This window comes from Kitasatospora sp. NPDC087315, from assembly GCF_044744345.1.
Classification (GTDB): domain Bacteria; phylum Actinomycetota; class Actinomycetes; order Streptomycetales; family Streptomycetaceae; genus Kitasatospora.
In genome coordinates this window covers 60,051-84,499 of record NZ_JBIUYD010000029.1, presented here as the reverse complement: position 1 = coordinate 84,499, position 24,449 = coordinate 60,051, and the positions used below count along the sequence as shown (strand labels likewise).

The following is a 24,449-nucleotide window of genomic DNA, read 5'->3' as shown; positions in this document are numbered from 1 at the left end:
TGCGTCAAGCGTCCGGCCTGGGTGGCCGGTCCGGGTGCCGGTGGTGGGGCCGGGGGACGGCCCGCCCCCACCACCGGTATCACCTGTTAGCGGGTGCCGGGCTGGCCGGCGGTCTTCCTGGCGGGTTCGGCCTTCCCCCCGGAGGCCTGACCGCCCTTGGCGCCGCCCTTGGCGTTGCCGTTGGTGCTGCTGCTCGTGACGACGCCCTTGCCCGCCACCGGAGCCCCGCTGCCGGGGACCAGCGTCGGGGCGTCGGTCCGGGCGGTGTCGCCCGGGCCGGCCGGGACGGCGTCGACGGTGCCCTGGGGCACCACCTTCTTGTCGGCCGGCGCCGGAGCCGGCACCGCCTTGGCGGCGGCGGACGGCGCGGCGACGGCCGGGGCCGCCGGGGTTCCGGCCGCGGTCAGCTTGAGCGTGACACTGCTCTGCAGCTGACCGGGCTTCACCCAGCCGGACAGCGTACCGGCGTACGCGGTGCCGAACGCGGCCGACCCGATGGTCATCGTCTGGGTGGTGCCGGCCGGCATGGTGGCCTGGACCTGGACGCCGGTCGGGGCGACCACCGTGACGGTCTCGCCGACCCGGTAGGCGGTGACCTGGCCGGAGGCGAGGGCCGTGTTCCAGGCCGCGCGGCGCTGGAACTCCGCGCCGATCTCGCGCTGCGGCAGGTTCACGATCGGCGCGTTGTCGGCGTGCAGCGAACGGTAGGTGGAGAGCACCTTCTCCAGCACCGGGTAGACGATCCGGTCCTCGGACAGGTTCGACTGGTGGACGAAGTGCGGCCGCGGGTCGTTGCTCAGCACGTGGCCGAGGTCGATCCGGGCCTCCAGCGGCACGATGTACGACTGGTAGCCGGTGTTGACGTCCAGCGGCGTGGGCAGGCAGGTGGAGTTGGCGTTGTTCTCGCAGACGCCGCTGCCGCCGTTCGCCGTGCTGGTGTAGATCCAGTTGTACTCGTCCGTCTGCTCCTTCGCCGTGCCGGCGTTGTAGAAGACGTTCATCGGGTAACGCGGCACGGTCAGCACGGACGAGCCGACGGCCCGCTGGGCGGACTCGCGGGAGGCGTCGCTGGCCGTCCACTTGACGCCGTTGGCGGCCAGCGCGGGCGCCAGGTACGGGTTGTCGCTGGTCTCCTGGGGAGCGGTCAGCAGGCCGGAGTGCTCACCGGTGACCAGCTCTGTCTTATCGATGCCCAGGCTGTGCGCCGCGGCCCAGTCGATGTTGTTCTTGACCTGGGACGAGATGGTGGCCTGGTCGACCCAGACGGTGCTGCCGGAGGCGTTCTTGGTGCACTTCCACGGCACCACCGAGACGTCCTGCAGGCAGCCCAGGTACGGGTGCGTGTAGGTGTGGTTGATCCACCGGTAGCTGGTCTGGTCGGCGATCATCTGGTTCACCACCGGGTCGGTGGTGGTGTTGTGGTCGGCCTTCCAGTCCTCGCTGCCGCCGCCGTTGAACACCATGTCCATGGTGAAGTCGTTGTCGGTCTGCCACTGCTTGGCGTGCTGCGCGTCGGCGGTCGTCATCCGGATCGGGTTGGCCGTCTCGGGGGTGCCGGGCGGGCAGGTGACGTCACCGGGGGTGCACTTGAGCACGGTGTCCCAGCGGTCGTCGGCCAGGAAGACGTCGTCCACGTGGGCCGCGAAGTAGTTGCGGTCGTAGCCGAGGTGGACGCCCTGGGTTATCCAGTCGACTATGCCGCGTGCCAGCAGCCGGTACTGCTGCTGGTACTGGTTGTAGACGAAGGTGACGACCAGTTCCTTGCGGCCGTCGTGGCTGTACTCGCCGACCAGCGAGCCGCGGGCGGTGGAGCCCGGGATCGGCACGTCGACCAGCGGCGTGAAGGACGCGCCGGCCGGCAGCGAGCCGAGCGGGGTGGCCAGGTAGCCGTAGCTCTCGCTGACCGCCGGGTCGTTGTCCTCGAACGGGACGGCGCCCTTGAGGTAGCCGAACGGGCCGGCGGTGCCGGCGGTGGTGACCGCCGCCTGGAAGCCGTCGAGGCTGCCCATGTAGCCGGGGTTCTGGGCCCAGTTGAGACCGACGTCCGGGCGGGCGTAGGTGTAGGCGTCGACCTGGCGGACGCCGAAGGCGGCCTCGTAGGTGGCGAGGGCCGCCATCTCGGCCGACCCGGCCGCGAACGGGTTGTCGTTGGGCATCACGACGCCCTGGAACTTCCCGCGCGGCTGCCCGTTGACGGTGTCGCTGAGGAACGCGGCGTCGATCACCGGGCGGTTGGCGTCGTTGAGGTTGATGAGCTTGTAGGGCGTGCCCTGGCTCTTCAGCTCGGCGGCGATGGCCGCCGTCGCGGGCCCGCCGTCGTCGATCACCAGGACCGTGAGGTCGATCCTGGGGGCCGTGGTGACACCGTGTGCGAGGGACGTCTGCAGGCCACCGGCCAGCAGCACGGCCGCCGCGCAGACGGCAACTCTTCGGGTCGCTCGACCCATGTGTGTTCCTCCCCTGGGCAGAGCGCTCCGCTGCTCGGCACTCGCCTGCCCTGTCGCTGTTCGCGGGGCAGCAGACTGCCCGCGCCCATCCTGGTGGAGACTCCGCCCCGATTGGGACCGAAAAGGCGGGAGTGCAGCGAATCTGTTACCAACGTTCATGGCGATGCCATGGAGGCGCCGATTGTGGCCGGAACCGCACTGGTTGCGCAAATAACGAATTGAAAATTAAAGACCGGAGCCGGAGTGTTACCGCTGGTCACGCATCGTATGGCGGAGGCGGTTCGGCGGCACCCTACACTGGCGGCGTCGCGCATGACACTCTTGCACATCTGCCGCTTCCAGTGGGCAGGTTCATGCAATATCCGGCGGCTTGTGCCATGCCGGAGCCCGAATATCCAATGGAGGCCGTCGCGTGACCGAGCAGCAGACCGAGACCCCCGCAATCCAGCACGCCGGGAAAACGACGCAGCCGTCGGCGCGGGCGGCCGAGGCCGCCCGGACCCTCGGCCTGCGCGGGGCCGTCAACGCCCGTGACCTCGGCGGCTACCGGACGGCCGACGGCCGGCGGTTGCGGCACGGCGTCGCCCTGCGCAGCGACGGCCTCAACCGGCTCACCGACGAGGACCTCCGCCTGCTCGGGGTGCTCGGCCTGCGCCAGGTCGTCGATCTGCGCAGCCTCGACGAGGTCCGCGAGGCCGGACCGGACCGCATCCCCGGCCTGCCGGTCGCCGAGATCGCGGCCGCCGAGCTGTCCGCCACCCCGATCACCGTCGAGCGCACCACCCCGGACGGTGTGACCCTGCACCATCTGCCGGTCTTCGCCGCCCACTTCGACATCTACGTCGCGCTGCGCGACGCCCTGGCCGACCGCAGCCCGGAGAGACAGCGCGCGCTGCTCGGCGACGGCCGGGCCACCGCCATGATGACCGGCCTCTACCGCTGGTTCGTCACCGACCCGGTGGCCCGCGAGCGCTTCGCCACCGTGCTGCGCCTGCTGGCCGCGCCGGACGGGCCACCGCTGCTGTTCCACTGCTCGGCCGGCAAGGACCGCACCGGCTGGACGGCGGCCGTCCTGCTCACCGCTCTCGGGGTGGACCGCGAGACGGTCTTCGCCGACTACCTGCTGACCAACGAGCGCTCCGCCGCGATCGTGGAGGCCGTCGTGGACGGCTTCGGCACCCGCGGTCTGATGCGGGAGCCGGAGCTGCTGCTCCCGGTCTTCCGGGCGGAGCGCTGTTACCTGGAGGCGGCCTTCGAGGAGGTCGCCTCGGGCTGGGTCACCTTCGACAAGTTCTGGCAGGACGGCCTGGGGCTGGACGACGAGGTGCTGGCGGGCCTGCGCGCCAACCTGCTGGAGCCGTAGGCCGGCCGGGAGCCCGCCCGCCCCGGCCCGGCCGTCGGTTCAGCCCTCGCTGATCAGGCCCTCGCGCAGCTGGGTGAGGGTCTTGGTCAGCAGCCTGGAGACGTGCATCTGGGAGATGCCGATCTCCTCGCCGATCTGAGACTGGGTGAGGTTGCCGAAGAACCGCAGCATGATGATCCGGCGCTCGCGCGGCGGCAGCTTGGCCAGCAGCGGCTTCAGCGACTCCCGGTACTCCACGCCCTCCAGGGCGAGGTCCTCGTAGCCGAGCCGCTCGGCCAGCGGGCCGTCGCCGTCCTCCTCGCCCGGGCTGGAGTCCAGCGAGCTGGCGGTGTACGCGTTGCCCACCGCCAGGCCCTCGACCACGTCCTCCTCGCTGACGCCGAGGCAGCCAGCCAGCTCGGCGACGGTGGGGGAGCGGTCCAGCCGCTGGGCCAGCTCGTCGCCGGCCTTGGTGAGCGCCAGCCGCAGCTCCTGGAGCCGCCGCGGCACCCGGACCGACCAGCTGGTGTCCCGGAAGAAGCGCTTGATCTCGCCGACCACGGTGGGCATCGCGAAGGTGGGGAACTCCACCCCGCGCTCCGGGTCGAACCGGTCGATCGCCTTGATCAGGCCGATCGTGCCGACCTGGACGATGTCCTCCATCGGCTCGTTGCGGCTGCGGAAACGCGCCGAGGCGTACCGGACCAGCGGCAGGTTGAGCTCGATCAGGGTGTCGCGGACGTACGTGTGCTCCTCGCTGCCGGCTTCCAGGGCGGCCAGCCGCAGGAAGAGCGAGCGGGAGAGCGTCCGGGTGTCCAGCCCGGCGCCGGGTGGTGCCTCCGGAGCGGGCGCGGCTCCCGGAACGGCCTCGGGCTCCGGGCCGGTCCCGGGCGGTGCGGCCGGGCCCCGCTGGAGCGGGATCCGGTCGACGGCGACCGCCGTGCCATTGGCCTGACCAGCGTGGATCTCCGCAGTGCCCAGTTCGCCGGACATGCACCCACCCCCTCGTGACTGACAGTTGAACGGGTGCCGTCGCGCGGTGGTTCCCGGCGACGCCCTCCCCCTCCATACCGGAACACGGTCCACGGCAAACCCGAACGTCGCAAGATGTCACGCCTCGGTAACGCGCAGCAATCTTGATCCGGCCGGTCGGTTCGCCGGGTTCCGGCGGGTTTGCGGGGCCTACTCCTCCCAGGAGTTGCCGGTCCGAAGCCGGGTCAGGATGCGTGAGAGCAGCCGTGAGACATGCATCTGGGACATCCCCAGCTCGGTACTGATCTGCGACTGCGTCAGGTTGGCGAAGAATCGCAGCATGACGATCCGCCGCTCCCGCTCCGGCAGCTGGACCAGCAGGTGGCGGACCATGTCCCGGTGCTCGACCTCGGCCAGCGCCGAGTCCTCGTAGCCGAGCCGGTCGAGCAGGGCGAGCCCGCCCTCGTGCTCCTGCGCCGCCTCCAGTGAGGCCGCGTTGTACGCCCGTCCGGCGGCGAGGCAGGCCCGGACGTCCTCCTCCGGGATGCGCAGGCTGGCGGCGATCTCGGGCACCTTGGGCGCCCGCCCGTGGACCACCGTCAGCTCCTCCATCGCCCCGCTGACCTGCACCCAGAGCTCCTGGAGCCGGCGTGGTACGTGCATGGTGCGGACGTTGTCCCGGAAGTACCGCTTGATCTCCCCGAGGATGGTCGGCAGCGCGTAGGTCGGGAACTGCACCCCCCGGGTCGGGTCGAACCGGTCGATCGCGTTGATCAGGCCGATCGTGCCGACCTGGACCACGTCCTCCATCGGCTCGCTGCGGCTGCGGAAGCGGGTGGCCGCGTAGCGGACCAGCGGGATGTTGACCTCGATCAGCGCGGCCCTGACCCGCTCCCGTTCGGGGGTGTCCGGGGGCAGCTCGGCGAGCCGCTCGAACAGCACCCGGGTCAGGGTCCGGACGTCCACGACGGGGCGGCCGCCGGGGCCGCGCAGGCCGTCCGGCCGCAGTTCGCCGGCCGGGCCGATGACGGCGGCCAGCACCTCGTCCCCGGGCTGTGCCACCGGGCGTACGGCGGCCTGCGCGGGGGGTTGCGCAGGTGGTTGCGCAGGTGGCTGCGCGGCGGATGGTCCGGTGCCGGTGCCCGGCGCACTCCCTGGTGTCCGCACGGACACGTCACCCCTCCCGAAGTCGACAATGATGGGACCTGCGGAGCGGGTGTCGCGTCTCGTTTCACCACCTCGCCATGTCCGGCAAAACCGGTCATAGCATCACAAGGCGGGCGCAGGCGGGCAAGCACCGCGCTGAGGTGTGTTGGTGCCGGGCCGGCGCCGCGCCGGGCCCGGCGGAGGGTGCCCGGAGGGGCGTTCGCGGACAGGGCGAGGCGCCCCGCCCGGGTCTCGGGCAGGGCGCCGCAGGCCGTCCGGGGGGTGCTCCGGGATCAGACCTCGATGTCGGCGATCACCCAGGTGGCGAACTCGCGCCACTGGCCGGCCGCGGCCTGGTGCGCCGGATGGGCGATGTAGGACTGCAGCGTCTCGCGGTCCTCGACCAGGCTGTTGATCGCGTAGTCGTAGGCGATGTCACGGTCGGTGGTGTTCCAGCCGCACTCCCACTCGCGCAGCTCGGGGATGACCGAGCCGAGCGCCTCGAACGCCTTGGCGCCGGCGACCGCGCGCTCGTCGTCCTTGCCGACGCCTTCGTTGAGCTTGAACAGGACCAGGTGCCGGATCACGATGCCGCTCCTAGCGGACGGGGTTTGAGGGTCCCGCCCACCGTAGCCGGTGCCCCCGGGGCCGAACGAGCGACCCCGGCTACTTCACCAGCCCGGTCATGAAGGTGCCGACCGCCTTGGCCGCGTTCGAGATCCCCTCGAACCCCAGCTGCACGAGCTCGGCGGCCCGGGTCGGCGAGGTGATGATCGTGTAGAGCACGAAGATGAGCAGGAGAACCATGCCGATTTTCTTCGCCTGCGCCATCTGATGACCTTCCTCCCTGCCGTGGGTCGCCGCCATTCGGTCCCCGAACGTCCCTCTGCAGTGGCAGCTTATCCACCGGACGGCCCATCAAGTGTGCGACGCGTTCACCCGGCGGGACGAAGGTCCCCGTGAGTGGGGCCTTTCTCCGGGTGCCCGGAGGCGGGTGGTGAAGCAGGATGGGTGATGTGCCGAGGATCTGGCAGGAATCCCCCGGCACGTGGATCCGGAGTTCCCCGCTGTGGGACCGGGCGCCGCGACTCCCCCCCGACGCGGCCCCGGTTGTGGGACTCCGCCCGGGGGAGCGGTCATCCCCCCGAACCGCTCCCCCTCCAGGCTCCGTACTCGCCGGGCGTTGGTGGTCATCGGCCCCGGGTACGGAGCTTTTCCATGTCCGGCGGTCGGCGCGGCGCACCGGCGTGGCGCGGAACGAACGGTGGAACGACGAAGGGCCCCGACCGTCTCCGGTCGGGGCCCTTCGTGATGCTGGCGGTAGCGGTGGGATTCGAACCCACGGTGGAGTTGCCCCCACACACGCTTTCGAGGCGTGCTCCTTTGGCCGCTCGGACACGCTACCGAGGGGAACTCTACCGGACGGGTGGCGCCGTCACGAAATCCGTATCGGGGCGCCCGTTCAACGGCGGGTGTCAGTGGTGGGCGTCAGCGGTGGGTGTCGAAGAACCCGCGCAGCTGCGCGCCGCACTCCTCGGCGAGGACGCCCCGGATCACCTCGGGGCGGTGGTTGAGCCGGCGGTCGCGCATCACGTCGAAGAGCGAGCCGGCCGCACCGGCCTTCTCGTCGAGGGCGCCGTAGACCACCCGGTCGATCCGGGACAGCACGATGGCGCCCGCGCACATGGTGCAGGGCTCCAGGGTGACGACCAGTGTGCAGCCGGTCAGCCGCCACTCGCCCTCGCGCCGTCCGCCGGGCGTGGCGCGGGCGGCCGTCCGCAGGTTCTCGGCAGCCTGCCGGATCGCGACCACCTCGGCGTGCGCGGTCGGGTCGCCGACCGCCTCGCGCTCGTTGTGGCCGCGTCCGATCACCTCGCCGTCCGGGCCCAGGACGAGCGCCCCGACCGGGACGTCCCCGGTGGCCGGCGCCAGCGCGGCCTCGGCGATGGCGAGGCGCATCGGCGCCGCCCAGCGGTCACGGACCGGGTCGGGGCGGACGGGGGCGGGCAGCGGGGCTATCCGCGCGGCTATCTGCTGGAGGTCTGGCTGCGGGTCTGTCTGCGGGGCGGAGGCGGACTGCATGGCATCCAGTGTCCGGCATCCGGCGGTGGGCACCGGCCGCTACCGGACCGCCTCCAGGACCTCGCCGCAGCCGAGGGCCTCGGCGATCTCCTCCAGGGCGTCGCCCGGCACCGCGCCCTCGCCGCTGAGGGCCAGCAGTTCGTCGGAGGAGAGCCCGAACTCGGTGAGCAGGTGGGCGTCGCCGAGCGGGCCGACCGGGACGCCGCCCCGCAGGGCGGCCTCCTCCTCGTCCTCCTCCTGCGCCTCCGTCTCGTCCTCCAGCTCGGCGACCAGGTTGTCGAGGTCGCCGAACTCGCTCTCGCCGGCCTGGTCGACCAGCTCGTCGGTGAGGACGGAGCCGTAGGAACTGCGGGCGGCCGCGGCGCCGTCCGACACGAAGATTCGAGGATCCTCCTCACCGTCCACCCGGACGATGGCGAACCAGGCATCCTCCTGTTCGATGAAGACCAGGACGCTGTCGTCGCCCTGCGAGGCCGCGCGGGCGAGATCCGCCAGATCGGCCAGGGTTTCGACGTCGTCGAGCTCCGTCTCGCTCACATCCCACCCGTCCTCGGTGCGAGCAAGCACTGCAGCGAAGTACGCCACCAGGGACACTCCCAGATCTCGGTCTCGGCTGTCGGCGCGTTTGGGCAACGCGGAATCTGGCCGCCCCCGCGCCAGAGGCGGTCCGCTGTTCGGACCGTCCCATCGGAATCGTGACAGAAAGCCCGCCTTTGCGGGGGGTGTTCTGCAGCGCGTCTTTGCAGGTCGTGTCGGAAGCGCCGGCCGGGAGCCGGTGGACGGCCGTCGGGCCCGTCAGATTCGGAAGGTTCGCATCCGCATGGCTTCGCGCATGCGGCGTTCCTTGGTCCGCCGGGGCTGGACCCGCTCGCGCAGCTCGCGTGCCTCGGCGAGTTCGCGCAGGAACACGGCCCGCCGCTTGCGGCGTTCCGCCTCGGTCTCCGGATGGTCCGGGGGCGGGGCCGAGAGGCCGCCCGACGGGCCCGTGGGCTCGTCCGCCGAGCCGTCCCCGGTCCTCGGGTTGCTCGTCATAAGAGGTCACATTCCCAAATCGGCCCGATTGATACCACAGGAGGCCTTTCCGTCCTCACCTTCTCGGTGCGTCACGGCGTGTCATGACTGAGTGAGCCCGGCGGGGCACCGGGTCGGCCGCCGGGTCATCCGGGCGGGTCGCGGCGTGTCGTACGGGTGTCCGGTCCCGGGCTATCGTCGAGACATGCGGATCCACCTCGTCGACCACCCCCTGGTCGCCCACAAGCTCTCCACCCTGCGCGACGAGCGCACCGACTCACCGACCTTCCGTCGCCTCACCGACGAGCTGGTGACCCTCCTCGCGTACGAGGCCACCCGGGACGTCCGCACCGACGAGGTGGAGATCACCACGCCCGTGGCGGTCACCACCGGCACCCGGCTGAGCTACCCCCGCCCGCTGGTGGTGCCGATCCTCCGGGCCGGCCTGGGCATGCTGGACGGGATGACCCGGCTGCTGCCGACCGCCGAGGTGGGTTTCCTCGGCATGGTGCGCAACGAGGAGACCCTGGAGGCCTCCACCTACGCCACCCGGATGCCGGACGACCTCTCCGGCCGCCAGGTGTACGTGCTCGACCCGATGCTGGCCACCGGCGGCACGCTGGTCGCGGCGATCCGGATGCTGATCGAGCGGGGCGCCACCGATGTCACCGCCGTCGTGCTGCTGGCCGCCCCCGAGGGCGTCGCGGTGATGGAGAAGGAACTGGCCGGGATGCCGGTCACCGTCGTCACCGCCGCCGTCGACGAGCGGCTCAACGAGAACGGCTACATCGTTCCCGGCCTCGGCGACGCGGGCGACCGCCTGTACGGCACCGCGGGCTGAGCACCTCTTCCACCTCGTCCTCGGACACACGAGAGCCCCCCGGCCGGCCGGGGGGCTCTCGTCCGTTCGAGCGCGGGGTGCGGGCCGGGGCTCAGCAGCTGCCCGTGGTGCTGGGGGCCGGGGTGGGCTTGGTGGCGAGGGCCAGGGCGGCGGCGGCCTGGGTCTCGTCCAGCAGGGCGTTGTAGCTGTCGCCGATCACGAAGTCCACGGTGGCGTCGGTCCGGGCGTCGGCCGTGGTGGTGGCGCCGGCGATCTGTGAGCCGAGCAGGGTGGACGCGCCCACCCCGGCCGGGCCGGCGATCACCTGGGCGGTGCCGGGCACCTTCTTGTCCAGTTCGGCGGGCGCGTTGCCGACCTTGCCGATGGCGAAGCCGCGCTTCTTCAGCTCCTCGGCGGTCCGGGCGGCCAGCCCGGCCTTGGCGGTGGCGTTGTAGACGTTCACCGTGACGGTGGCGGGCTGCGGGATGGCGTGCGGGTCGGCCGGTGCGGCGGAGGCGCCGGGCGCGTCCGGGGAGGCGTCCTGGGCCGGTGCGGCCAGCGCCTTGCCGGAGGGGGTTTCGCAGGCCTGGGCGGAGGCGTTCCTGCCCTTGCCGCTGAAGATGTCCCAGAGCTGGACACCGCCGAGGCCGATCAGGGCCAGCGCGAGCAGAGCACCGATCAGGGCCAGTACCTTGCGGCTCTTCTTCGGCGGCCGGCCCAGCCGCGGATAGGCGTTGCCGGTGATGCGGTACTGCTTCCCCTTCAGGCCTTGGGGAGTCAACATGCTCACGGTTTGTCTCCCCCTCGTGCCGGGGCGGGGTTCGAGTGACGGGTCCGGCCGACGCGTGGGGGCGAATCCCGCCCGGAAGGTGGGAGTTCGCCGCGGGTCGCGGCCGTAGTCAGCAGATTAGTGCCGTACGCCTGCGAAGGTACTAAACGATCATCATCTGGAGTACGTCGGTACCCGAAAGGAGGTACCGGCGTATGAGTAGACCGCCCTCCGGAGGTGGCCGGAGGGCGGTACGGGGGTTGTGCGGGCGGGACCCGTCACTCCATTTCGAGGACGCGGGCGTGCAGTACCTGCCGCTGTTGCAGCGCGGCCCGTACGGCGCGGTGCAGCCCGTCCTCCAGGTAGAGGTCGCCGTGCCACTTCACGACGTGGGCGAAGAGGTCTCCGTAGAAGGTGGAGTCCTCCGCCAGGAGTGTTTCCAGGTCCAGTTGTCCCTTGGTGGTCACCAGCTGGTCCAGCCGCACCGGACGCGGGGCGACGTCCGCCCACTGGCGGGTGCTGGTCCGGCCGTGATCCGGGTACGGCCGCCCATTGCCGATGCGCTTGAAGATCACACGGAAAGCCTACCGTTAGGGCGGCGGCCGGCGCAGCAGCCGTGGCGCCGCCACGCGCTCCCGTGTGAGCTGCGAGCGGGCGATTGCGGCTGTTTCATGGGAAATGTCGCGAACGTCGTCCCTGTTCTGCCCGGGAGTGTGCCCCGATGTCCACCGCCGAGCCGCCGTCCTCCGCCCCCAATCCGCCCGCCGCGGCCCCGCCGGCGGTGGTGCCGCCCGCCGTCCGGGAGATCGCCGCCGGGTACGCCTTCCCCGGACCGGCCCTCGACCTCGGCGCGGTGCTGCTGGACGGCACCGCCTACCCGGACGCCCAGGTGCGGATCCCGCTCGGCGTGCTCAACCGGCACGGGCTGGTCGCGGGCGCCACCGGCACCGGAAAGACCAAGACCCTCCAGCTGATCGCGGAACAGCTCAGCGAGCAGGGCGTCCCGGTCTTCCTCGCCGATGTCAAGGGCGATGTCTCCGGGGTCGCCGCACCCGGCACGCCGAGCGCGCGCACCGCCGCCCGCGCGGCCGAGGTCGGCCAGAACTGGTCGGCGCGGGGCTGCCCGACGGAGTTCTTCTCGCTCGGCGGCCGGGGCGCGGGCATCCCGATCCGGGCCACCGTCACCAGCTTCGGGCCGCTGCTGCTCGCCAAGGTGCTGGACCTGAACGAGACCCAGGAGTCCTCGCTCGGTCTGGTCTTCCACTACGCCGACCGCGGCGGGCTGGAGCTGGACGACCTCAAGGACCTCACCGCCGTCATCACCTTCCTGACCTCGCCCGAGGGCAAGGAGGAGCTGAAGGGCATCGGCGGCCTCTCGGCGGCGACGGCGGGGGTGATCCTGCGTTCGCTCACCATGCTGGAGAACGAGGGCGCCGGGGCCTTCTTCGGGGAGCCCGAGTTCGACACCGCCGAACTGCTGCGGACCGCGCCGGACGGGCGGGGTGTGGTCTCGGTGCTGGAGCTGCCCGCGGTGCAGGACCGGCCCCGGCTCTTCTCCACCTTCCTGATGTGGCTGCTCGCCGACCTCTACCAGGAACTGCCTGAGGTCGGGGACCTGGACAAGCCCAAACTGGTGTTCTTCTTCGACGAGGCGCACCTGCTCTTCAAGGGCGCGTCCAAGGCCTTCCTGGAGGCGATCACCCAGACCGTGCGGCTGATCCGCTCGAAGGGGGTGGGGATCTTCTTCGTCACCCAGACGCCGAAGGACGTTCCGGCCGATGTGCTCGCCCAGCTGGGCAACCGGGTGCAGCACGCGCTGCGCGCCTTCACACCGGACGACGCCAAGGCGCTCAGGGCGACCGTCTCCACCTTCCCCCGGTCGGCGTACGAGCTGAGCGAGGTGCTGACCTCGCTCGGTACCGGTGAGGCCGTGGTCACCGTGCTCTCCGAGAAGGGCGCGCCGACACCGGTGGCGGCCACCCGGCTGCGGGCGCCGCGGTCGCTGATGGGACCGGTCGAACCGGCCGCGCTGCAGGCGCTGGTGGACCGATCCGAACTGACGGGCCGTTACAAGGACGCGATCGACCGGGAGTCGGCGTACGAGAAGCTGGCCGCCCGGGCGGCCCGGCCGGAACCCGCGCCGGTGCCGGCCCCGGAGCCGGGGGCCGGGCGGACCGGGCGGCCGGCGTCCCGCAAGGGGGCGGAGCCGGAGGGCGGCGGGCTGCTCGGCTCGCTGCTGAGCAGCCCGGCGCTCAAGTCCTTTGCCCGCACGGCCGGGACGCAGCTCGGGCGGGAGATCTCGCGGAGCCTGTTCGGGACGTCCAAACGCCGGCGGTGACCGGCCGTCCGGCACGGGTGCGCGGCGGCTTCGACCCGGCCGGGGCGTGGGTGGCCGTGCGGGTCAGCCCAGGTAGACGCGGGCCGCCGAGATCGGTCGGTCGGCGATCCTGCGGGGCGTCGACGAGTTGACGCTCCAGCGGTAGCCGGCGAACAGCTTGGTGGCGGCGTCCGCGTAGAAGATCATGTGGCCGTAGCCGGCGCCGTTGTGCTCCGTCCAGACCGGCTGGCCGCTCGGGTCGGCGCTCTCCTCGATCCGGGTGTCCGGGAAGGCGCGGTAGAGCTCCGTGGCGCCGCTCGGCTTCGGGTTGCCGTGCGGGTCGCTGGTGCAGTCGATGATCTCGAAGATGTACGGGACCACGCCGGCGCCCACCTGTGCGTCCACCGGGTCGGGCCAGGTGCCCCTGCGTTCCCGGATCATGACGATGTGTCCGGTGTACGGGGTGGTGGTCGAGGCCGGGTCGTAGTCGAGGGCGACCAGGTCGCCCGGGCGCAGGTTGACCGGCTTGGTGACGGCGGTGAGGTGCGGGATGTCGGCCGCGTTCGCGAAGCCCTGCTGGAACAGCTCGGCGGTCGGGAAGGGCCGGTCCGTCCGGAAGTAGCGCTGGAAGTACTCCCGGGTCGCCCAGCCGTAGTTGGCGGCCGGCCAGGGGAGCGGGCGGTCGGGGGAGCCGACCGGTACGGTGCCGCCGTAGGCGCGCTGGAGCACCAGGGTGAGGAAGGACGAGCACTGGGAGAGGTTGGAGAACTCCTCCGGATGGCCGGCCGTGCCCCAGGTCACGCTGGTGTGGACGTCGTCGAACTCGCCCGCGGTCTTGTACTGGTTGGCGTTGTGGCTCCAGGGGCGCAGCCGCAGGTGGTCGATCAGCGTCTCGGCCTCGATCTGGTGCGGTGGCTTGAGCGGGTACGGGTTGGGCGCGGGGACGGCGGTTGCGGCGGCAGTGGCTTCGGGGGTGGTCGAGGCGGCGGCAGCCTCGCCGGTGGAGACCGAGGCGGCCAGGGCTGCTCCGGCGGTGCCCGCGGCTCCGGTCATGAGTGTGCGGCGGCTGATCCGGCCGTTCGACGGTGGCATGGGGGCTCCCCCTCGTTGGAAGATCACAACGAGGGGGAGCCTAGATTCTCAACCTTGACATGGCCAGGGCGGATTGCGCTGACCAGGGGCGTTATCCGGCCAGAGCGGCGCCGATCCGGTCCATCGAGGAGAGCCGCATCAGGCCGTAGTTGTAGAACTCGACCTCCGGCACCCCCAGTTCACGGAGGGCGGCGATCTTGGCGGCGAGGTTGGCGGGGCCGTCGCAGTCCGAGGCCATCGGCCGGAGGATGACCGCCATGTCCTGCGGGCGGACGCCGTGCAGAGCGAAGGCGGCGATCTTCTCGCGGACGGCCTCCGGGGTCTTCGCGTAGCCGAGCGTCTCGATCTGGTGGGCGGCCTTGGCGAGCGTGGGCAGGTCGATGCCCGACAGCCAGCCCTTGCCGGGGCCGCCGCCGTCCATGAAGCTCAGCCGCATGCCGTACCGCTCCGCGGCCTCGGCCACCTCGGCGGCGAGCGAGGTCACGGTCGCGGCGGAGGCGTCGACGTAGGCGGCCAGGCCGCCGCCCGCCAGCTCGTCCAGCGCACCCGGCTCGGCGGCCGCGGCGTCGTCGGCCAGCCGGCGGCGCAACTCGCCCCGGACGGCCTCGGCCACCTCGTCGGCGGGCACGCCGGCGCGGGTGGCGGCGGTCCGGCAGTGGTCACAGAAGCAGATGCCGAGCAGCGCCTCGGCGACCGGGCCCAGCTCCTCGAAGTAGCGCTCGTGGTGGTAGCCGTGGCGCAGCCCGTGGAAGTGCAGCGACTCGGCCCGGATCGCGTCCACGCCGTAGCGGGCCAGTTCGGCGACCAGCGTCACCGCGTACTCGCGGACCTCCGGATTGGCCGGGCAGAGCTCGGTGAGGTGGCGGTCGCCGAAGGCGTTGGCGGGCGCGCAGTCCGGGTGTTCGAAGCCGAGCCGGTCGTTGTGGCAGAACACCGTCCAGGCGTGCAGCTTCAGCCCGCGGCGCCGCGCCTCGGCGGCGGCCTCGGCGAAGGGGTCGCGGTCGCCGATCGCGGTGGAGGGGACGGGCCGCAGCCGTCGGCCGGTCCACCGCGCCGGGTCGGGGCGGAAGTAGGCGGCGCCCGGCTCCAGGTAGCGGATCACCCGGTGCGGGTTGTGCGGGAAGACGTCCCTGGCCTCGTGGTAGACGGAGGCGAGGGTGACGCCGCCCACCCCGGCCCGGGCGGTGAGGTTGCCGAAGAAGGTGTCGGCGCCCTCGTCGAGCAGGTCGGTGGCGAAGGCGAGGACGGACGACTCCACGGTGCGGCTCCGGAGCAGGGGGACGGGTGCCCTCTCACGCTAGCCGCCGGGTGTGGATTGGTCTATACCTGGCGGAGACGGGCGCGGGCGGCGTCGCCCGAGGTCAGCGGCGTGAGGGTGGCAGCCCGAGGGGGGCGGCCCGAGGAGAGCGGTCGGCGTTCAGAGGCCGAGGTCGTCCAGTTCCTTGAGCAGGGCGGCGTTGGAACCGGGGGCGCCGCTGGTGGGAGCACCGCTGCCGGCGGCGCCGGACCGCGTCGGGAGAGCGGCCGCCTTGCCGTCGGCGGGCTTCGGGCCACGGTCCCGGAAGATCCAGGCGCCCGCGAAGCCGCCGACCAGACCGCCGAGGTGGGCCGCCCAGCTGATCCCCGGAGCGACGCCCGGCAGCGCGCCGGTGACCATGTAGGCGTAGGAGGCGCCCAGCACCAGGCCGATCAGCGTGTCGATCAGGTTGCGGTCGAAGAGCCCGCGCAGCACCACGTAGCCGAAGTACCCGAAGACCACGCCGCTCGCGCCGACGCCGATGGAGTTCGGCTTGTCGAAGATCCAGGCCGTCAGCTCACTGGTCAGCGCGACCAGCAGGGTCAGCCCGAGGAACTTCTTGACCCCCCGGTAGGCCGCCAGGAAGCCGAAGACGAACAGCGGCCCCGAATTGGCCTCCAGATGGGCCCAGTTCCAGTGCAGGAAGGGCGCCGTGACCACGTTCGGCAGCCGGTCGATCTGCTGCGGCATGACGCCGTAGTCCCTGCTCAGGCCGTAGTCGTCCAGCCAGTTCACCAGCTGCAACGCCCAGACGACGGCCATCACGCCGACCATCGTGAAGAGTGCCCGGCGCGCATCGGCGATCATGCGCGCGGGGTCGAGGGGGAGTGGGGAACCGGTGCGGTCGTCCGAGGCCATGGTGCCGACTCTAGGCCGAGCCCGATCCGGCCCGCACCCCCTAAAGTGAGGCGCGTCATCCGGCCCGATCTTCGGCCCGGCCCTCGGCCGGTCCCCCGGCCCGGTCTTCAGCAACAGCCAGCCTGTCGAGAGGTGATCATCCATGAGCGTTCGTCCGCCGCTGCCGTACGAGTTCCTGCCGCAGGTGCCGTCCTTCGAACTGACCAGTGAGGACATCACCGAAGGCGGCGAGCTGGCCGAGGAGTTCCGCTACTCCGGCGGCGACCTCTCGCCGCAGCTGGCCTGGTCGGGCCTGCCGGAGGGCACCCGGAGCATCGCCGTCACCTGCTTCGACCCGGACGCCCCGACCGGCTCCGGCTGGTGGCACTGGCTGGCGCTCAACCTGCCCGCCGACACCGCCGGCCTGGCGCGCGGCGCCGGTGCCTCGGACGCCGACCTGCCCGGCGAGGCCTCCTTCCACGCCCGCAACGACTTCCCGGCCAACAAGTACGACGGCGCCGCCCCGCCGCCCGGGCCGGCGCACCGGTACGCGTTCGCCGTGCACGCCCTGGACGTGGACGCGCTGGATGTCGCCGCCGACATCCCGCCGGCCCAGGTCGGCTTCAACATCACCTTCCACACGCTGGCCCGCGCGGTGATCACGGCCGAGTTCGGCGTCTGAGGCTGTCGGCCCGGTCGTCTGCTTGGTCGCCCGCCTGGTCGCCCGCCCGTCCGGCGCGGGCGGCGCGGGCGGCCAGCTCGCGCAGAAGGGCGGACATCTCCGGAGGCTCGTGGACCTCGAACTCGCAGCCGAGCATCAGCAGCCGCATCGCCAGCCACTCCAGTGAGTCCGCCCTGGAGCGGAGCCGACAGCTGTGCTCGTCGATCGGTTCGATCTCGCAGTCGCCGTGGCGGTTCAACCAGCGCCCTGCCTCGGCGGCGGGCAGGTGCAGGGTCGCCACCAGGGTGTGCGTCGGAGCGAGCCGGCGGAGCTTGCTCGCCACATAGGCCGCCGCGTCCTCGGCGGGCAGTTCGCGCGGGGTGATCCGGGCGCCGGTCGCGAACGGTTCGCTGATCCGGTCCACCCGGAAGAGCCGCCAGTCGTCCCGGTCCAGGTCGTACCCCACCAGGTACCAGCGCCGGCCGGCCGAGACCAGGCGGTTGGGCTCCACCTGGCGCCTGGTCTCGGCACCGTCGCCGGCCCGGTAGCCGAAGCGCAGCCGCTCCCGGTTGGTCACGGCGTTGGCGAGCACGGTGAGGTCCTCCGGCTCGACGGTCGGCCCGTCCCCGCTGAGCAGCGGCACGGTGGCCGTGTTCAGCGCGCCGACCCGCTGCCGCAGCCGGCCCGGCAGGACCTGGAGCAGCTTGCCCAGGGCACGGACCGACGCCTCCTCGATCCCGGCCACGGCGTGCCCGGCCGCCGCCCGCAGCCCGACCGCGATGGCCACCGCCTCCTCGTCGTCCAGCAGCAGCGGCGGCATCGCCGTCCCCGCGACCAGCCGGTAGCCGCCGACGGCGCCCATCGTGGCCTGCACCGGGTAGCCCAGCTCGCGCAGCCGGTCGATGTCCCGGCGGATCGTCCGCGGGCTGACCTGGAGGCGCTCGGCCAGCTCGCTGCCGGGCCACTCGCGCGGGGTCTGGAGGAGGGAGAGCAGGCTCAGCAGCCGCGCCGGGGTGTCGGTCATACCGTCCAGGATGCCGGACAAGTAGGTCAGGATCTGGCCTATATCCCCCCTATCGTCACCGACGTGCCGAAGAGCGAGAACGAGGAGCAGCGAATGAGGACGAAGGACCCGGCGGCGGTCGACCGGCGGAGGTGGATCGCCCTGGCGATCGTGATGACCGCCTCCTTCATGGACCTGGTGGACGTCACCATCGTGAACGTCGCGATACCGAGCATCCAGGAGGACACCGGCGCCTCCTTCAGCGCCATCCAGTGGGTGACCGGCGGGTATGCCCTGGCCTTCGCGATCGGCCTGATCACCGGCGGCCGGCTGGGTGACATCTACGGTCGCAAGCGGCTGTTCCTGATCGGAATCGGCGGCTTCACGATCGCCTCGGCGCTCTGCGGTCTGGCGACCGGCGCCGAGATGCTGGTCGCGACGCGGGTCCTGCAGGGCGGGACGGCCGCGCTGATGGTGCCGCAGGTGCTGTCGATCATCCATGCGACCTTCCCGGCGGAGGAGCGCGGCAAGGTGTTCGGCCTGTTCGGCGCGATCGTCGGCCTGGGCGCCGTCTCCGGCCCGCTGATCGGCGCGCTGCTGACGGAGTGGGATCTGTTCGGCCTCGGCTGGCGGCCGATCTTCCTGATCAACCTGCCGGTCGGGGTGGCCGGGCTGCTGCTGGGCCGCCGCTTCATCGGGGAGTCGCGGGCGGAGCAGGCGCTGCGGCTGGACCTGCTCGGCACCGTACTGGCCAGCGTGGGCCTGCTGATGCTGCTCTACCCGCTGACGCACGGCCGGGAGGCCGGCTGGCCGCTCTGGGGCCACCTCTCGATGGCCGGGAGCCTGCCGGTGTTCGCGCTGTTCGTCGCCTACGAGCGGGTCAAGACGCGGCGGGACGGCTCGCCGCTGGTCGAGTTGTCGCTGTTCCGGGTGAAGAGCTTCGCGGCCGGCATCGGGGTGCAGCTGACCTTCGGCGTGGTCACCGGGATCTTCTTCCTGGTCTGGACCCTGTACATGCAGATCGGCCTCGGCTGGAGCCCGTTGAAGGCCGGGACCACGGGTATCCCGTTCTCGATCGCGGTCTCGACGGCGGCCGGGCTGTCCGTGCAGAAGCTGGTGCCGCGGTTCGGGCGGAAGGTGCTCCAGAGCGGCGCGCTGGTGATGGCGGCCGGCGTGGTCACGTACATCTGGGAGGCCGAGCGGTACGGGACGGCCATCACCGCCTGGCAGATGGTGCTGCCGCTGGTGGTGATGGGCCTCGGGATGGGGCTGATCGTCGCGCCGATCACGGACGCGGTGCTGGCGGAGGTGCCGCGTGAGCACGCCGGGTCGGCGTCCGGGCTGATCAACACCGTCAACCAGCTGGGGCTGGCGCTGGGTCTCGGGCTGGTCTCGGTGGCGTTCTTCGGCGCGATAGACGAGGCGCCGGCTCCGGACGCGGTGGGGACGGCGTTCAGCGGGGCGTTCGTCCATGCGCTGTGGTGGGTCGTGGGGGTGCTGACGGTGGTGTTCCTGCTGATGTTCGCGCTGCCGAAGCGGACGGGTGGCGCGGCGGCCTCCGGGGCGGGCGCCGCGGCGGGTGCGGCGGCGGGGTCCGAGCCGGCCTCCGGGGCGGCCTCCGGCGAGCCGACGGCGGACGTGGAGCAGACGCCGGTTCTGATCTGAGGCGGGTGCTCGGGGGCCCCGGTCGCGATGCGCGGCCGGGGCCCCCGTGCACACACTGGGAAGGCCATGAACCGTACGCCGGTGGACTCGTCGCTCCTGCTCTCGGTCGGCTACGACCGGTCCGCGCGGGCGCTGGAGCTGGAGTTCACCGGCGGGCACGTGTACACGTACGCGGACGTGCCGGCCCGGGTGCACCGGGAGTTGATGGCGGCGGAGAGCCACGGGCGGTACTTCAACCGGGCGATCCGGGGGCGGTACGTGTACCGGCGGGTGTCATGAGGGGCTCAGGGGCGGCGGGCCTGGGATCCGGGGCACGGGCCCGGGTCCGCGATTAGGCGCGGGGTGAGGTCTCAGGCGGTGGCTTTGGCCTTGGCCTCCTTGGCGACGCGCTTCACCTCCTGCTTGTGGGCGCGCACCTTCTCCAGGGTCTCCGGGCCGGTGATGTCGGCCACCGAGCGGTACGAACCCTCCTCGCCGTACGCGCCCGCCGCCTCGCGCCAGCCGTCCGGCGTCACGCCGTACTGCTTGCCGAGCAGCGCGAGGAAGATCTGCGACTTCTGCTTCCCGAACCCGGGAAGGGCGTTGAGGCGGCTCAGCAGTTCCTTGCCGGTCGCCGCGCCCCGCCAGACGCCGGCCGCGTCGCCGTCGTACTGCGCCACCAGGAACTGGCAGAGCTGTTGCACCCGCTTGGCCATCGCGGCCGGATAACGGTGCACGGCGGGCTTGTCGGAGAGGAGGGCGACGAAGGCCTCGGGGTTGTAGACGGCGATCTCGTGCGCGTCGAGGTCTTCGTGGCCGAGTCGCTGAGCGATCGTCAGCGGGCCGGTGAACGCCCATTCCATCGGGACCTGCTGGTCGAGCAGCATCCCCACGAGCGCGGCGAGTGGGCTGCGCCCGAGCAGTTCGTCGGCCTCAGGCTGCTGCGCGAGCCGCACGGTGACGTTCATGGGCAGGCCCTTCTCGGAGTGTGGAGACGCGGGTGGTCGCCGTCCAGTCTGGTGGACAGCGGAGGAGAGGAGGGGGTCAACACGCCCGTGGGCGGGGTTCGGCTTACCTGGCAACACCTTGAAATAACTGGTTGGTTCGTTGCAGAACGATCCATCCTCTGTGCTAGACCCGCCCGGAGTGGTCCGTCGGGCGGTTCGGGGGCGGTTCGTCGGGCGGTTCGGCGGGCGGTACTCGGACCGTGCTCGGACCGTGCTCAGACCGTGCCGAAGTCGCCGGAGTGGAGGCCGGTGAGAAAGGCCCGCCAGGAATCGGAGGGGAAGGCGAGGGCGGGGCCGTGGGGGTCCTTGCTGTCACGCACGGGGACGAGGAGGGGGAAGTCGTGGGCCACTTCGACGCAGTTGCCGCCGTTTCCGTCCGAGTGGCTGCTCTTGCGCCAGGTCGCGTTCGTCAGGTCGGGCACCTGGGACATGGATGCGAAGTCCTCTCATGACGCGGTGGATCAGTCGGACCGACTCGGCTTCCGACAGCGCCGCTGCCCTGATCCGATCGTAGTCGGCGGCCCAATTCCGAACCTGTTCGGGCTCGTCGATGAAGTGGCCCCGGGTCAGGCTCTCGGAATAGACGCGGCTGCGGCCGGACGGCATCTCCAGCAGCACCATCCCGGACATTCGCGCGCTTGCGGCCGCGTCGAACGGAAGGACCTGGACGACCACATTGCGGCGTCGCATTCTGGCCAGGAGATGATTCAGTTGTGCGAGCATGACGTCCGGGCCGCCGATCACGCGTTCCAGAGTCGCCTGTTCCTGGATCGAAACGAGTATCGGGGCGTCGCGGGGCAGGAGAAGGCGTTCCTGTCGGTCCAATCGCCCCTGCACCAGCGCATCGATCTCCGCGGTGCCCAGGTTTTCGTTGTGGGCGGCGAAGAGGGCCCTCATGTAGCTCTCGGTTTGCAGCAGTCCGGAGACGCGGCCGGTATGCAACTCGCGAATCACGCTCGCCTGGGCCTCGGACTTCGCGAACTCCTGGAACCAGTCCGGGTGATAATCGTGCAAGTAGGGGGCGACCAGTTCATAGCTTCTGATCAGTTGGCCGCCCGCGTGCAAAGCGTTGTCGAACCTTGTGGCATCTTCGAGCGTCGGTGGCGACTTGCCCAGTTCGAACTGGGACACGCGTGTCTGGTGAATGTTCATCAGCTTCGCCAGTTCGTCCTGGCGGAGACCGGATGCGCTTCGCCAGTAGGCGAGTTCATCTCCCCAGGTCCTCGGCCGATCGCCGGTGTCGGCCTTCCGGCGTACCACCTGCGCCCACCTCCCTGCCATAAGAGTGTCTGAAAGGTCTTGCGGAAACCCTTGGTTATTACACGGTCACAGGACGACACTCAATTCGCAAGGGATTGGCGAAACTTTGCCGCTTCCGCGTGACGGGCGCCGCCTTCGGGGTGACATGGCATGTCCGCAGACAAGGCCGGCTGTCGAGGATCCGGGGTGGATCGTCAACGAACGGGGGTGGCGTAGATATGACGAACAATCAGTCTTGGTCTTGGTCTTGGGTCGGGGTGTGGGGTGGTCCGGGCGGTGTGAGTGGTCCGGGTGGTTCGGGTGTCACGGGGGCGCCGCGCCGTGGGCGTGGATGGTGACGTGGATGGTGAGTGGTGGGGCTGCCCGCCGGTCGCCCGGCGTCGTCGTCGTGCGGCGCTTCGGTCCACTCCGGCCCGCCGGCCGGCAGCCGGCCGCCGCCAAGTCCTGACCTTCCCGGAAAGATCCGAGAAACCCGAGGAGTCTCCTCCATGAGCATGCTGGGCAGGATGACGGCCGACGAGCGCCGTGACAGTCGTGGACCTCTTCCGTCGTCGCCAGGCCACTCTCGAACGCGCCTTCTCTCTGATCGGACCGAGGGTTCGGGCGCGGAGCCGTCGGCCCGGGCGGAGGTGGCGGCGGTGCTGCTGGTCGTCGGAGCCTCCGTCGGGATCTCCACCGTCGCGGCCCTCCTGGTCGGCCCCGGCCAGCCGGGCCTGCGCCGCCTGGTCTGGTGGATGGTGAACGCGGCCGCGCTGATGGTGGGCATTCCCTGGGGCCAGGACTGGATGGCGGCCTGGAGCCGCCGTCGCGGCGGGGAGGACGACGCGCGGTAGGTGTCCCGTCGCGCCGGACCGGTCCGCCTTTCCGCTCCGGCTTTTCTGTTTCGGCCCTTCTGTTTCGCTCCGCCGGGTGCGCCCGGGCCGCCCGGGTCCGATCTCGTTCACCCGGGTCGGTGCTCGTTCATCCGCGTTCGCGAGGTGGCCGTCCGCAGGTGCCTGAACTCCGGTTCGGCGGGCGGCTCCCGGGCGGCTCCCCGGGCGTGAATTGGTGGCAGGCGCGTGCGCGGGCGCAAGCCTCGGCGCAGGTGGCGGCGCGCGCGCCGGGTGATCCCTCCGCCGGGTGCTTTGGGCTCTCCTCTCAATGGACTTGTCGCTAACTCCCTTTGTCCTCAGGCCGAGACGCCCCTAAATCGGCACCTGGAAAAGAGGAAACGGGAAACGCCGCCATTCCCGGTCCACCCCCCTCAGTCGCATGCCAAGATTCATGCGGAAGCGAGGGGAGACCGCTTCCGGCCCAGGACGCAGAACCACGGGCGGACGGTTCCAGAGAGGGGGTTGGCATGCACGCATCCAATGAGTTCGGTCCGGAACTGCGCAGACGGCGGCTCGCCGCCGGACTGACGCTCACCCGGCTCGCGGAGTTGCTCAGTTACAGCAAGGGCCATCTCAGCAAGATCGAACGCGGTCACAAGACGCCGCCGTTCGACCTGGCCCGCCGTTGTGACGCCCAGCTCGCCGCCGGCGGCGAGCTGGAAAGACTGGTGCCGTCCGAATCCCCCGAGCGCGGGACGGGGGTGGACGGCGCCGCGACCGACGACGAAGCCTGGCTGCTTCGGGTCGGCCGCGACGGCGTCCGCTGGCCCGGGGGGCTCGGACGGCGCCAACTGCTGACGGCGGGGGCAACGTCGCTGCTGGGAGCGGGGGTTGCCACTGCGGCCGGGGCGGCGGGGCCTGCGGCGGCTGCGGTGCTCGGTGGTACTGGTGCCGGAGTCGGGGCCGGTGCGGGGGCGGAGCCGTCGGGGGACAGCTCCCCGGTGGGAATCTTCCGCGCGCAGTTCGACCAGATGCGCAGGCTCGGCCAGACCACCGACCCCGGCATGCTGCTGCCGCTCCTCACCGTGCAGACGCACACCCTGCGCGAACTCGCCGTCCAGGCCGACGCGTCGAGCCGGCCGAGGCTGCTGGGACTGGCCGCCCGGTACGCCGAGTACGCGGGCTGGATGGCCCAGGAGAGCGGTGACAACCCGTCCGCGCTCTGGTGGACCGCCCGCGCGGTCGAACTCGCCGAAGCCGGTGGCGACCGGGACCTCGCCTCGTACGCGCTGGTCCGCCGGGCGCTGGTCACCTTCTACGCGGGCGACGCCGACCAGACCGTCCAACTCGTCGCCCAGGCCCAGGGCGGACACCTGCCGCCCAGAATCAGGGGCCTCGCCGCCCAACGGGAGGCCCAGGGCCACGCCCTGGCCGGCGACCACACGGCCAGCCTGCGCAGCCTCGACCGGGCGCGCGAACTGCTGGCCAGGGCGGCGGCGGAGGACGGACCCGTCGCGCCCGTCCTCGGCACGACCAACCTCGTCGACCCGGCAGCCATGGTCACCGGCTGGTGTCTCTACGACCTCGGCCGCCCCGCGCAGGCCGCCGAGGTGCTCGACCACGAGTACACGCGGATCCCCCCGCACGCCGTTCGCAGCCGCTCCCGGTACGGCCTCCGGCGCGCCCTCGCGCACGCGGCCACCGGGGAGGCCGAGCACGCCTGCACGCTGGCGGCGGAGCTGCTGCCGCTCGTTCCCGCGCTCCGGTCGGCCACCATCAGGACCGACGTGGAGCGGCTGGCCCGTGAGCTGGCACGGTTCCGGGCCAACCGGGCCGTGCTCGACCTCCAGCCCGCGCTCGCGAAGGCATTGCACCCGTAGGCGCTCCACCCGTAGGCGCCTTGCCCGAGTCGCGCCGTCCGCAGCCGTCC

General features: G+C 71.6%; 25 protein-coding genes and 1 tRNA gene. 8 read left to right on the top strand and 18 right to left on the bottom strand.

Annotation, left to right across the window (positions count from 1 at the left end):
• Positions 1 to 86: 86 nt before the first annotated feature.
• Positions 87 to 2,447: a hypothetical protein gene (locus ACIO5D_RS32680; RefSeq protein WP_400653348.1), complete on the bottom strand. Its 2,361-nt coding sequence runs from the start codon at positions 2,445 to 2,447 to the stop codon at positions 87 to 89.
• 412 nt (positions 2,448 to 2,859) lie between these two features.
• Here ACIO5D_RS32680 and ACIO5D_RS32675 point away from each other — a divergent pair, with 412 nt between their 5' ends.
• Positions 2,860 to 3,810 (top strand): tyrosine-protein phosphatase, encoded by a 951-nt coding sequence (locus tag ACIO5D_RS32675; protein WP_363603929.1) that lies wholly within the window; start codon positions 2,860 to 2,862, stop codon positions 3,808 to 3,810.
• Positions 3,811 to 3,849: 39 nt separating this feature from the next.
• On the opposite strand, the gene ACIO5D_RS32670 is transcribed toward ACIO5D_RS32675, so the two are convergent.
• From ACIO5D_RS32670 to ACIO5D_RS32635, 8 genes are all read right to left on the bottom strand, one after another.
• On the bottom strand, positions 3,850 to 4,782 hold the full coding sequence (locus tag ACIO5D_RS32670) for an RNA polymerase sigma factor SigF (protein ID WP_400653351.1): 933 nt from the start codon (positions 4,780 to 4,782) through the stop codon (positions 3,850 to 3,852).
• 189 nt (positions 4,783 to 4,971) lie between these two features.
• Positions 4,972 to 5,934: an RNA polymerase sigma factor SigF gene (locus tag ACIO5D_RS32665; protein ID WP_400799624.1), complete on the bottom strand. Its 963-nt coding sequence runs from the start codon at positions 5,932 to 5,934 to the stop codon at positions 4,972 to 4,974.
• Positions 5,935 to 6,200: 266 nt separating this feature from the next.
• The gene (locus ACIO5D_RS32660) at positions 6,201 to 6,494 is read right to left on the bottom strand and encodes a Dabb family protein (protein ID WP_363603932.1); all 294 of its coding nucleotides are present in this window, start codon (positions 6,492 to 6,494) and stop codon (positions 6,201 to 6,203) included.
• 79 nt (positions 6,495 to 6,573) lie between these two features.
• Positions 6,574 to 6,738, bottom strand: coding sequence for a hypothetical protein (locus tag ACIO5D_RS32655; protein ID WP_363603933.1), 165 nt, complete (start codon positions 6,736 to 6,738; stop codon positions 6,574 to 6,576).
• Positions 6,739 to 7,222: 484 nt separating this feature from the next.
• Positions 7,223 to 7,312 (bottom strand) — tRNA-Ser (locus ACIO5D_RS32650).
• An 83-nt stretch (positions 7,313 to 7,395) separates the two neighbouring features.
• Complete coding sequence (locus ACIO5D_RS32645; RefSeq protein WP_400799621.1) at positions 7,396 to 7,989, bottom strand: nucleoside deaminase; 594 nt, start codon at positions 7,987 to 7,989, stop codon at positions 7,396 to 7,398.
• 39 nt (positions 7,990 to 8,028) lie between these two features.
• The gene (locus ACIO5D_RS32640) at positions 8,029 to 8,574 is read right to left on the bottom strand and encodes a hypothetical protein (RefSeq protein ID WP_400653357.1); all 546 of its coding nucleotides are present in this window, start codon (positions 8,572 to 8,574) and stop codon (positions 8,029 to 8,031) included.
• A 210-nt stretch (positions 8,575 to 8,784) separates the two neighbouring features.
• Positions 8,785 to 9,021, bottom strand: a complete 237-nt coding sequence (locus ACIO5D_RS32635; RefSeq protein ID WP_363603936.1) for a hypothetical protein — start codon at positions 9,019 to 9,021, stop codon at positions 8,785 to 8,787.
• A gap of 184 nt (positions 9,022 to 9,205) precedes the next feature.
• On the opposite strand from ACIO5D_RS32635, the gene upp reads away from it, so the two are divergent.
• Positions 9,206 to 9,841 carry a uracil phosphoribosyltransferase gene (gene upp / locus ACIO5D_RS32630; protein ID WP_363603938.1) on the top strand — a complete coding sequence of 212 codons (636 nt, stop codon included), beginning with the start codon at positions 9,206 to 9,208 and terminating at the stop codon, positions 9,839 to 9,841.
• 91 nt (positions 9,842 to 9,932) lie between these two features.
• Here upp and ACIO5D_RS32625 read toward each other — a convergent pair whose 3' ends face one another.
• On the bottom strand, positions 9,933 to 10,604 hold the full coding sequence (locus ACIO5D_RS32625) for a LytR C-terminal domain-containing protein (RefSeq protein ID WP_363603939.1): 672 nt from the start codon (positions 10,602 to 10,604) through the stop codon (positions 9,933 to 9,935).
• A gap of 263 nt (positions 10,605 to 10,867) precedes the next feature.
• On the bottom strand, positions 10,868 to 11,164 hold the full coding sequence (locus tag ACIO5D_RS32620; RefSeq protein ID WP_030061387.1) for a type II toxin-antitoxin system VapB family antitoxin: 297 nt from the start codon (positions 11,162 to 11,164) through the stop codon (positions 10,868 to 10,870).
• A 146-nt stretch (positions 11,165 to 11,310) separates the two neighbouring features.
• On the opposite strand from ACIO5D_RS32620, the gene ACIO5D_RS32615 reads away from it, so the two are divergent.
• Positions 11,311 to 12,927: a helicase HerA-like domain-containing protein gene (locus ACIO5D_RS32615; RefSeq protein WP_400799618.1), complete on the top strand. Its 1,617-nt coding sequence runs from the start codon at positions 11,311 to 11,313 to the stop codon at positions 12,925 to 12,927.
• A 63-nt stretch (positions 12,928 to 12,990) separates the two neighbouring features.
• Here ACIO5D_RS32615 and ACIO5D_RS32610 read toward each other — a convergent pair whose 3' ends face one another.
• The 3 genes from ACIO5D_RS32610 to ACIO5D_RS32600 form a co-directional block, all read right to left on the bottom strand.
• Positions 12,991 to 13,998, bottom strand: a complete 1,008-nt coding sequence (locus tag ACIO5D_RS32610) for a hypothetical protein (protein WP_400799615.1) — start codon at positions 13,996 to 13,998, stop codon at positions 12,991 to 12,993.
• A gap of 91 nt (positions 13,999 to 14,089) precedes the next feature.
• Positions 14,090 to 15,256, bottom strand: coding sequence for a hypothetical protein (locus ACIO5D_RS32605; protein ID WP_400799612.1), 1,167 nt, complete (start codon positions 15,254 to 15,256; stop codon positions 14,090 to 14,092).
• Between the two features lie 159 nt (positions 15,257 to 15,415).
• The gene (locus ACIO5D_RS32600) at positions 15,416 to 16,153 is read right to left on the bottom strand and encodes a rhomboid family intramembrane serine protease (RefSeq protein WP_363603947.1); all 738 of its coding nucleotides are present in this window, start codon (positions 16,151 to 16,153) and stop codon (positions 15,416 to 15,418) included.
• A gap of 142 nt (positions 16,154 to 16,295) precedes the next feature.
• On the opposite strand from ACIO5D_RS32600, the gene ACIO5D_RS32595 reads away from it, so the two are divergent.
• Positions 16,296 to 16,814, top strand: coding sequence for a YbhB/YbcL family Raf kinase inhibitor-like protein (locus tag ACIO5D_RS32595; RefSeq protein WP_400799609.1), 519 nt, complete (start codon positions 16,296 to 16,298; stop codon positions 16,812 to 16,814).
• Here the strand turns inward: ACIO5D_RS32595 and ACIO5D_RS32590 are convergent.
• Positions 16,792 to 17,817, bottom strand: coding sequence for a helix-turn-helix transcriptional regulator (locus ACIO5D_RS32590; RefSeq protein ID WP_400653368.1), 1,026 nt, complete (start codon positions 17,815 to 17,817; stop codon positions 16,792 to 16,794). The genes ACIO5D_RS32595 and ACIO5D_RS32590 overlap by 23 nt on opposite strands.
• A gap of 93 nt (positions 17,818 to 17,910) precedes the next feature.
• On the opposite strand from ACIO5D_RS32590, the gene ACIO5D_RS32585 reads away from it, so the two are divergent.
• Together ACIO5D_RS32585 and ACIO5D_RS32580 are read left to right on the top strand one after the other, a co-directional pair.
• Positions 17,911 to 19,461 carry an MFS transporter gene (locus ACIO5D_RS32585; protein ID WP_400799654.1) on the top strand — a complete coding sequence of 517 codons (1,551 nt, stop codon included), beginning with the start codon at positions 17,911 to 17,913 and terminating at the stop codon, positions 19,459 to 19,461.
• A 66-nt stretch (positions 19,462 to 19,527) separates the two neighbouring features.
• A complete protein-coding gene (locus ACIO5D_RS32580; protein WP_363603951.1) occupies positions 19,528 to 19,740 on the top strand; it encodes a KTSC domain-containing protein in 213 nt (70 codons plus the stop codon).
• A gap of 71 nt (positions 19,741 to 19,811) precedes the next feature.
• On the opposite strand, the gene ACIO5D_RS32575 is transcribed toward ACIO5D_RS32580, so the two are convergent.
• The 3 genes from ACIO5D_RS32575 to ACIO5D_RS32565 all read right to left on the bottom strand — a co-directional run bounded on the left by ACIO5D_RS32575 (position 19,812) and on the right by ACIO5D_RS32565 (position 21,707).
• Positions 19,812 to 20,408, bottom strand: a complete 597-nt coding sequence (locus ACIO5D_RS32575) for an HhH-GPD-type base excision DNA repair protein (protein ID WP_363603952.1) — start codon at positions 20,406 to 20,408, stop codon at positions 19,812 to 19,814.
• Positions 20,409 to 20,662: 254 nt separating this feature from the next.
• Entirely contained in the window at positions 20,663 to 20,797 is a 135-nt protein-coding gene (locus tag ACIO5D_RS32570) for a DUF397 domain-containing protein (protein WP_363603953.1), read from the bottom strand.
• Positions 20,760 to 21,707, bottom strand: coding sequence for a helix-turn-helix transcriptional regulator (locus ACIO5D_RS32565; protein ID WP_363603955.1), 948 nt, complete (start codon positions 21,705 to 21,707; stop codon positions 20,760 to 20,762). Before ACIO5D_RS32565 ends, ACIO5D_RS32570 begins: the two co-directional genes overlap by 38 nt.
• A gap of 638 nt (positions 21,708 to 22,345) precedes the next feature.
• On the opposite strand from ACIO5D_RS32565, the gene ACIO5D_RS32560 reads away from it, so the two are divergent.
• Together ACIO5D_RS32560 and ACIO5D_RS32555 are read left to right on the top strand one after the other, a co-directional pair.
• Positions 22,346 to 22,540 carry a hypothetical protein gene (locus ACIO5D_RS32560; RefSeq protein ID WP_363603956.1) on the top strand — a complete coding sequence of 65 codons (195 nt, stop codon included), beginning with the start codon at positions 22,346 to 22,348 and terminating at the stop codon, positions 22,538 to 22,540.
• 506 nt (positions 22,541 to 23,046) lie between these two features.
• On the top strand, positions 23,047 to 24,399 hold the full coding sequence (locus ACIO5D_RS32555; protein WP_400653371.1) for a helix-turn-helix domain-containing protein: 1,353 nt from the start codon (positions 23,047 to 23,049) through the stop codon (positions 24,397 to 24,399).
• Positions 24,400 to 24,449 lie beyond the last annotated feature (50 nt).

What these genes read in the sequence shown, in the direction of transcription:
- ACIO5D_RS32680 (WP_400653348.1), bottom strand. Translation starts at nt 2,447, where the DNA reads ATGGGTCGAGCGACCCGAAGAGTTGCCGTCTGCGCGGCGGCCGTGCTG.
- ACIO5D_RS32670 (WP_400653351.1), bottom strand. Translation starts at nt 4,782, where the DNA reads ATGTCCGGCGAACTGGGCACTGCGGAGATCCACGCTGGTCAGGCCAAT.
- ACIO5D_RS32655 (WP_363603933.1), bottom strand. Translation starts at nt 6,738, where the DNA reads ATGGCGCAGGCGAAGAAAATCGGCATGGTTCTCCTGCTCATCTTCGTG.
- ACIO5D_RS32645 (WP_400799621.1), bottom strand. Translation starts at nt 7,989, where the DNA reads ATGCAGTCCGCCTCCGCCCCGCAGACAGACCCGCAGCCAGACCTCCAG.
- ACIO5D_RS32635 (WP_363603936.1), bottom strand. Translation starts at nt 9,021, where the DNA reads ATGACGAGCAACCCGAGGACCGGGGACGGCTCGGCGGACGAGCCCACG.
- upp (WP_363603938.1), top strand. Translation starts at nt 9,206, where the DNA reads ATGCGGATCCACCTCGTCGACCACCCCCTGGTCGCCCACAAGCTCTCC.
- ACIO5D_RS32625 (WP_363603939.1), bottom strand. Translation starts at nt 10,604, where the DNA reads ATGTTGACTCCCCAAGGCCTGAAGGGGAAGCAGTACCGCATCACCGGC.
- ACIO5D_RS32615 (WP_400799618.1), top strand. Translation starts at nt 11,311, where the DNA reads ATGTCCACCGCCGAGCCGCCGTCCTCCGCCCCCAATCCGCCCGCCGCG.
- ACIO5D_RS32610 (WP_400799615.1), bottom strand. Translation starts at nt 13,998, where the DNA reads ATGCCACCGTCGAACGGCCGGATCAGCCGCCGCACACTCATGACCGGA.
- ACIO5D_RS32600 (WP_363603947.1), bottom strand. Translation starts at nt 16,153, where the DNA reads ATGGCCTCGGACGACCGCACCGGTTCCCCACTCCCCCTCGACCCCGCG.
- ACIO5D_RS32595 (WP_400799609.1), top strand. Translation starts at nt 16,296, where the DNA reads ATGAGCGTTCGTCCGCCGCTGCCGTACGAGTTCCTGCCGCAGGTGCCG.
- ACIO5D_RS32590 (WP_400653368.1), bottom strand. Translation starts at nt 17,817, where the DNA reads ATGACCGACACCCCGGCGCGGCTGCTGAGCCTGCTCTCCCTCCTCCAG.
- ACIO5D_RS32585 (WP_400799654.1), top strand. Translation starts at nt 17,911, where the DNA reads ATGAGGACGAAGGACCCGGCGGCGGTCGACCGGCGGAGGTGGATCGCC.
- ACIO5D_RS32580 (WP_363603951.1), top strand. Translation starts at nt 19,528, where the DNA reads ATGAACCGTACGCCGGTGGACTCGTCGCTCCTGCTCTCGGTCGGCTAC.
- ACIO5D_RS32575 (WP_363603952.1), bottom strand. Translation starts at nt 20,408, where the DNA reads ATGAACGTCACCGTGCGGCTCGCGCAGCAGCCTGAGGCCGACGAACTG.
- ACIO5D_RS32555 (WP_400653371.1), top strand. Translation starts at nt 23,047, where the DNA reads ATGCACGCATCCAATGAGTTCGGTCCGGAACTGCGCAGACGGCGGCTC.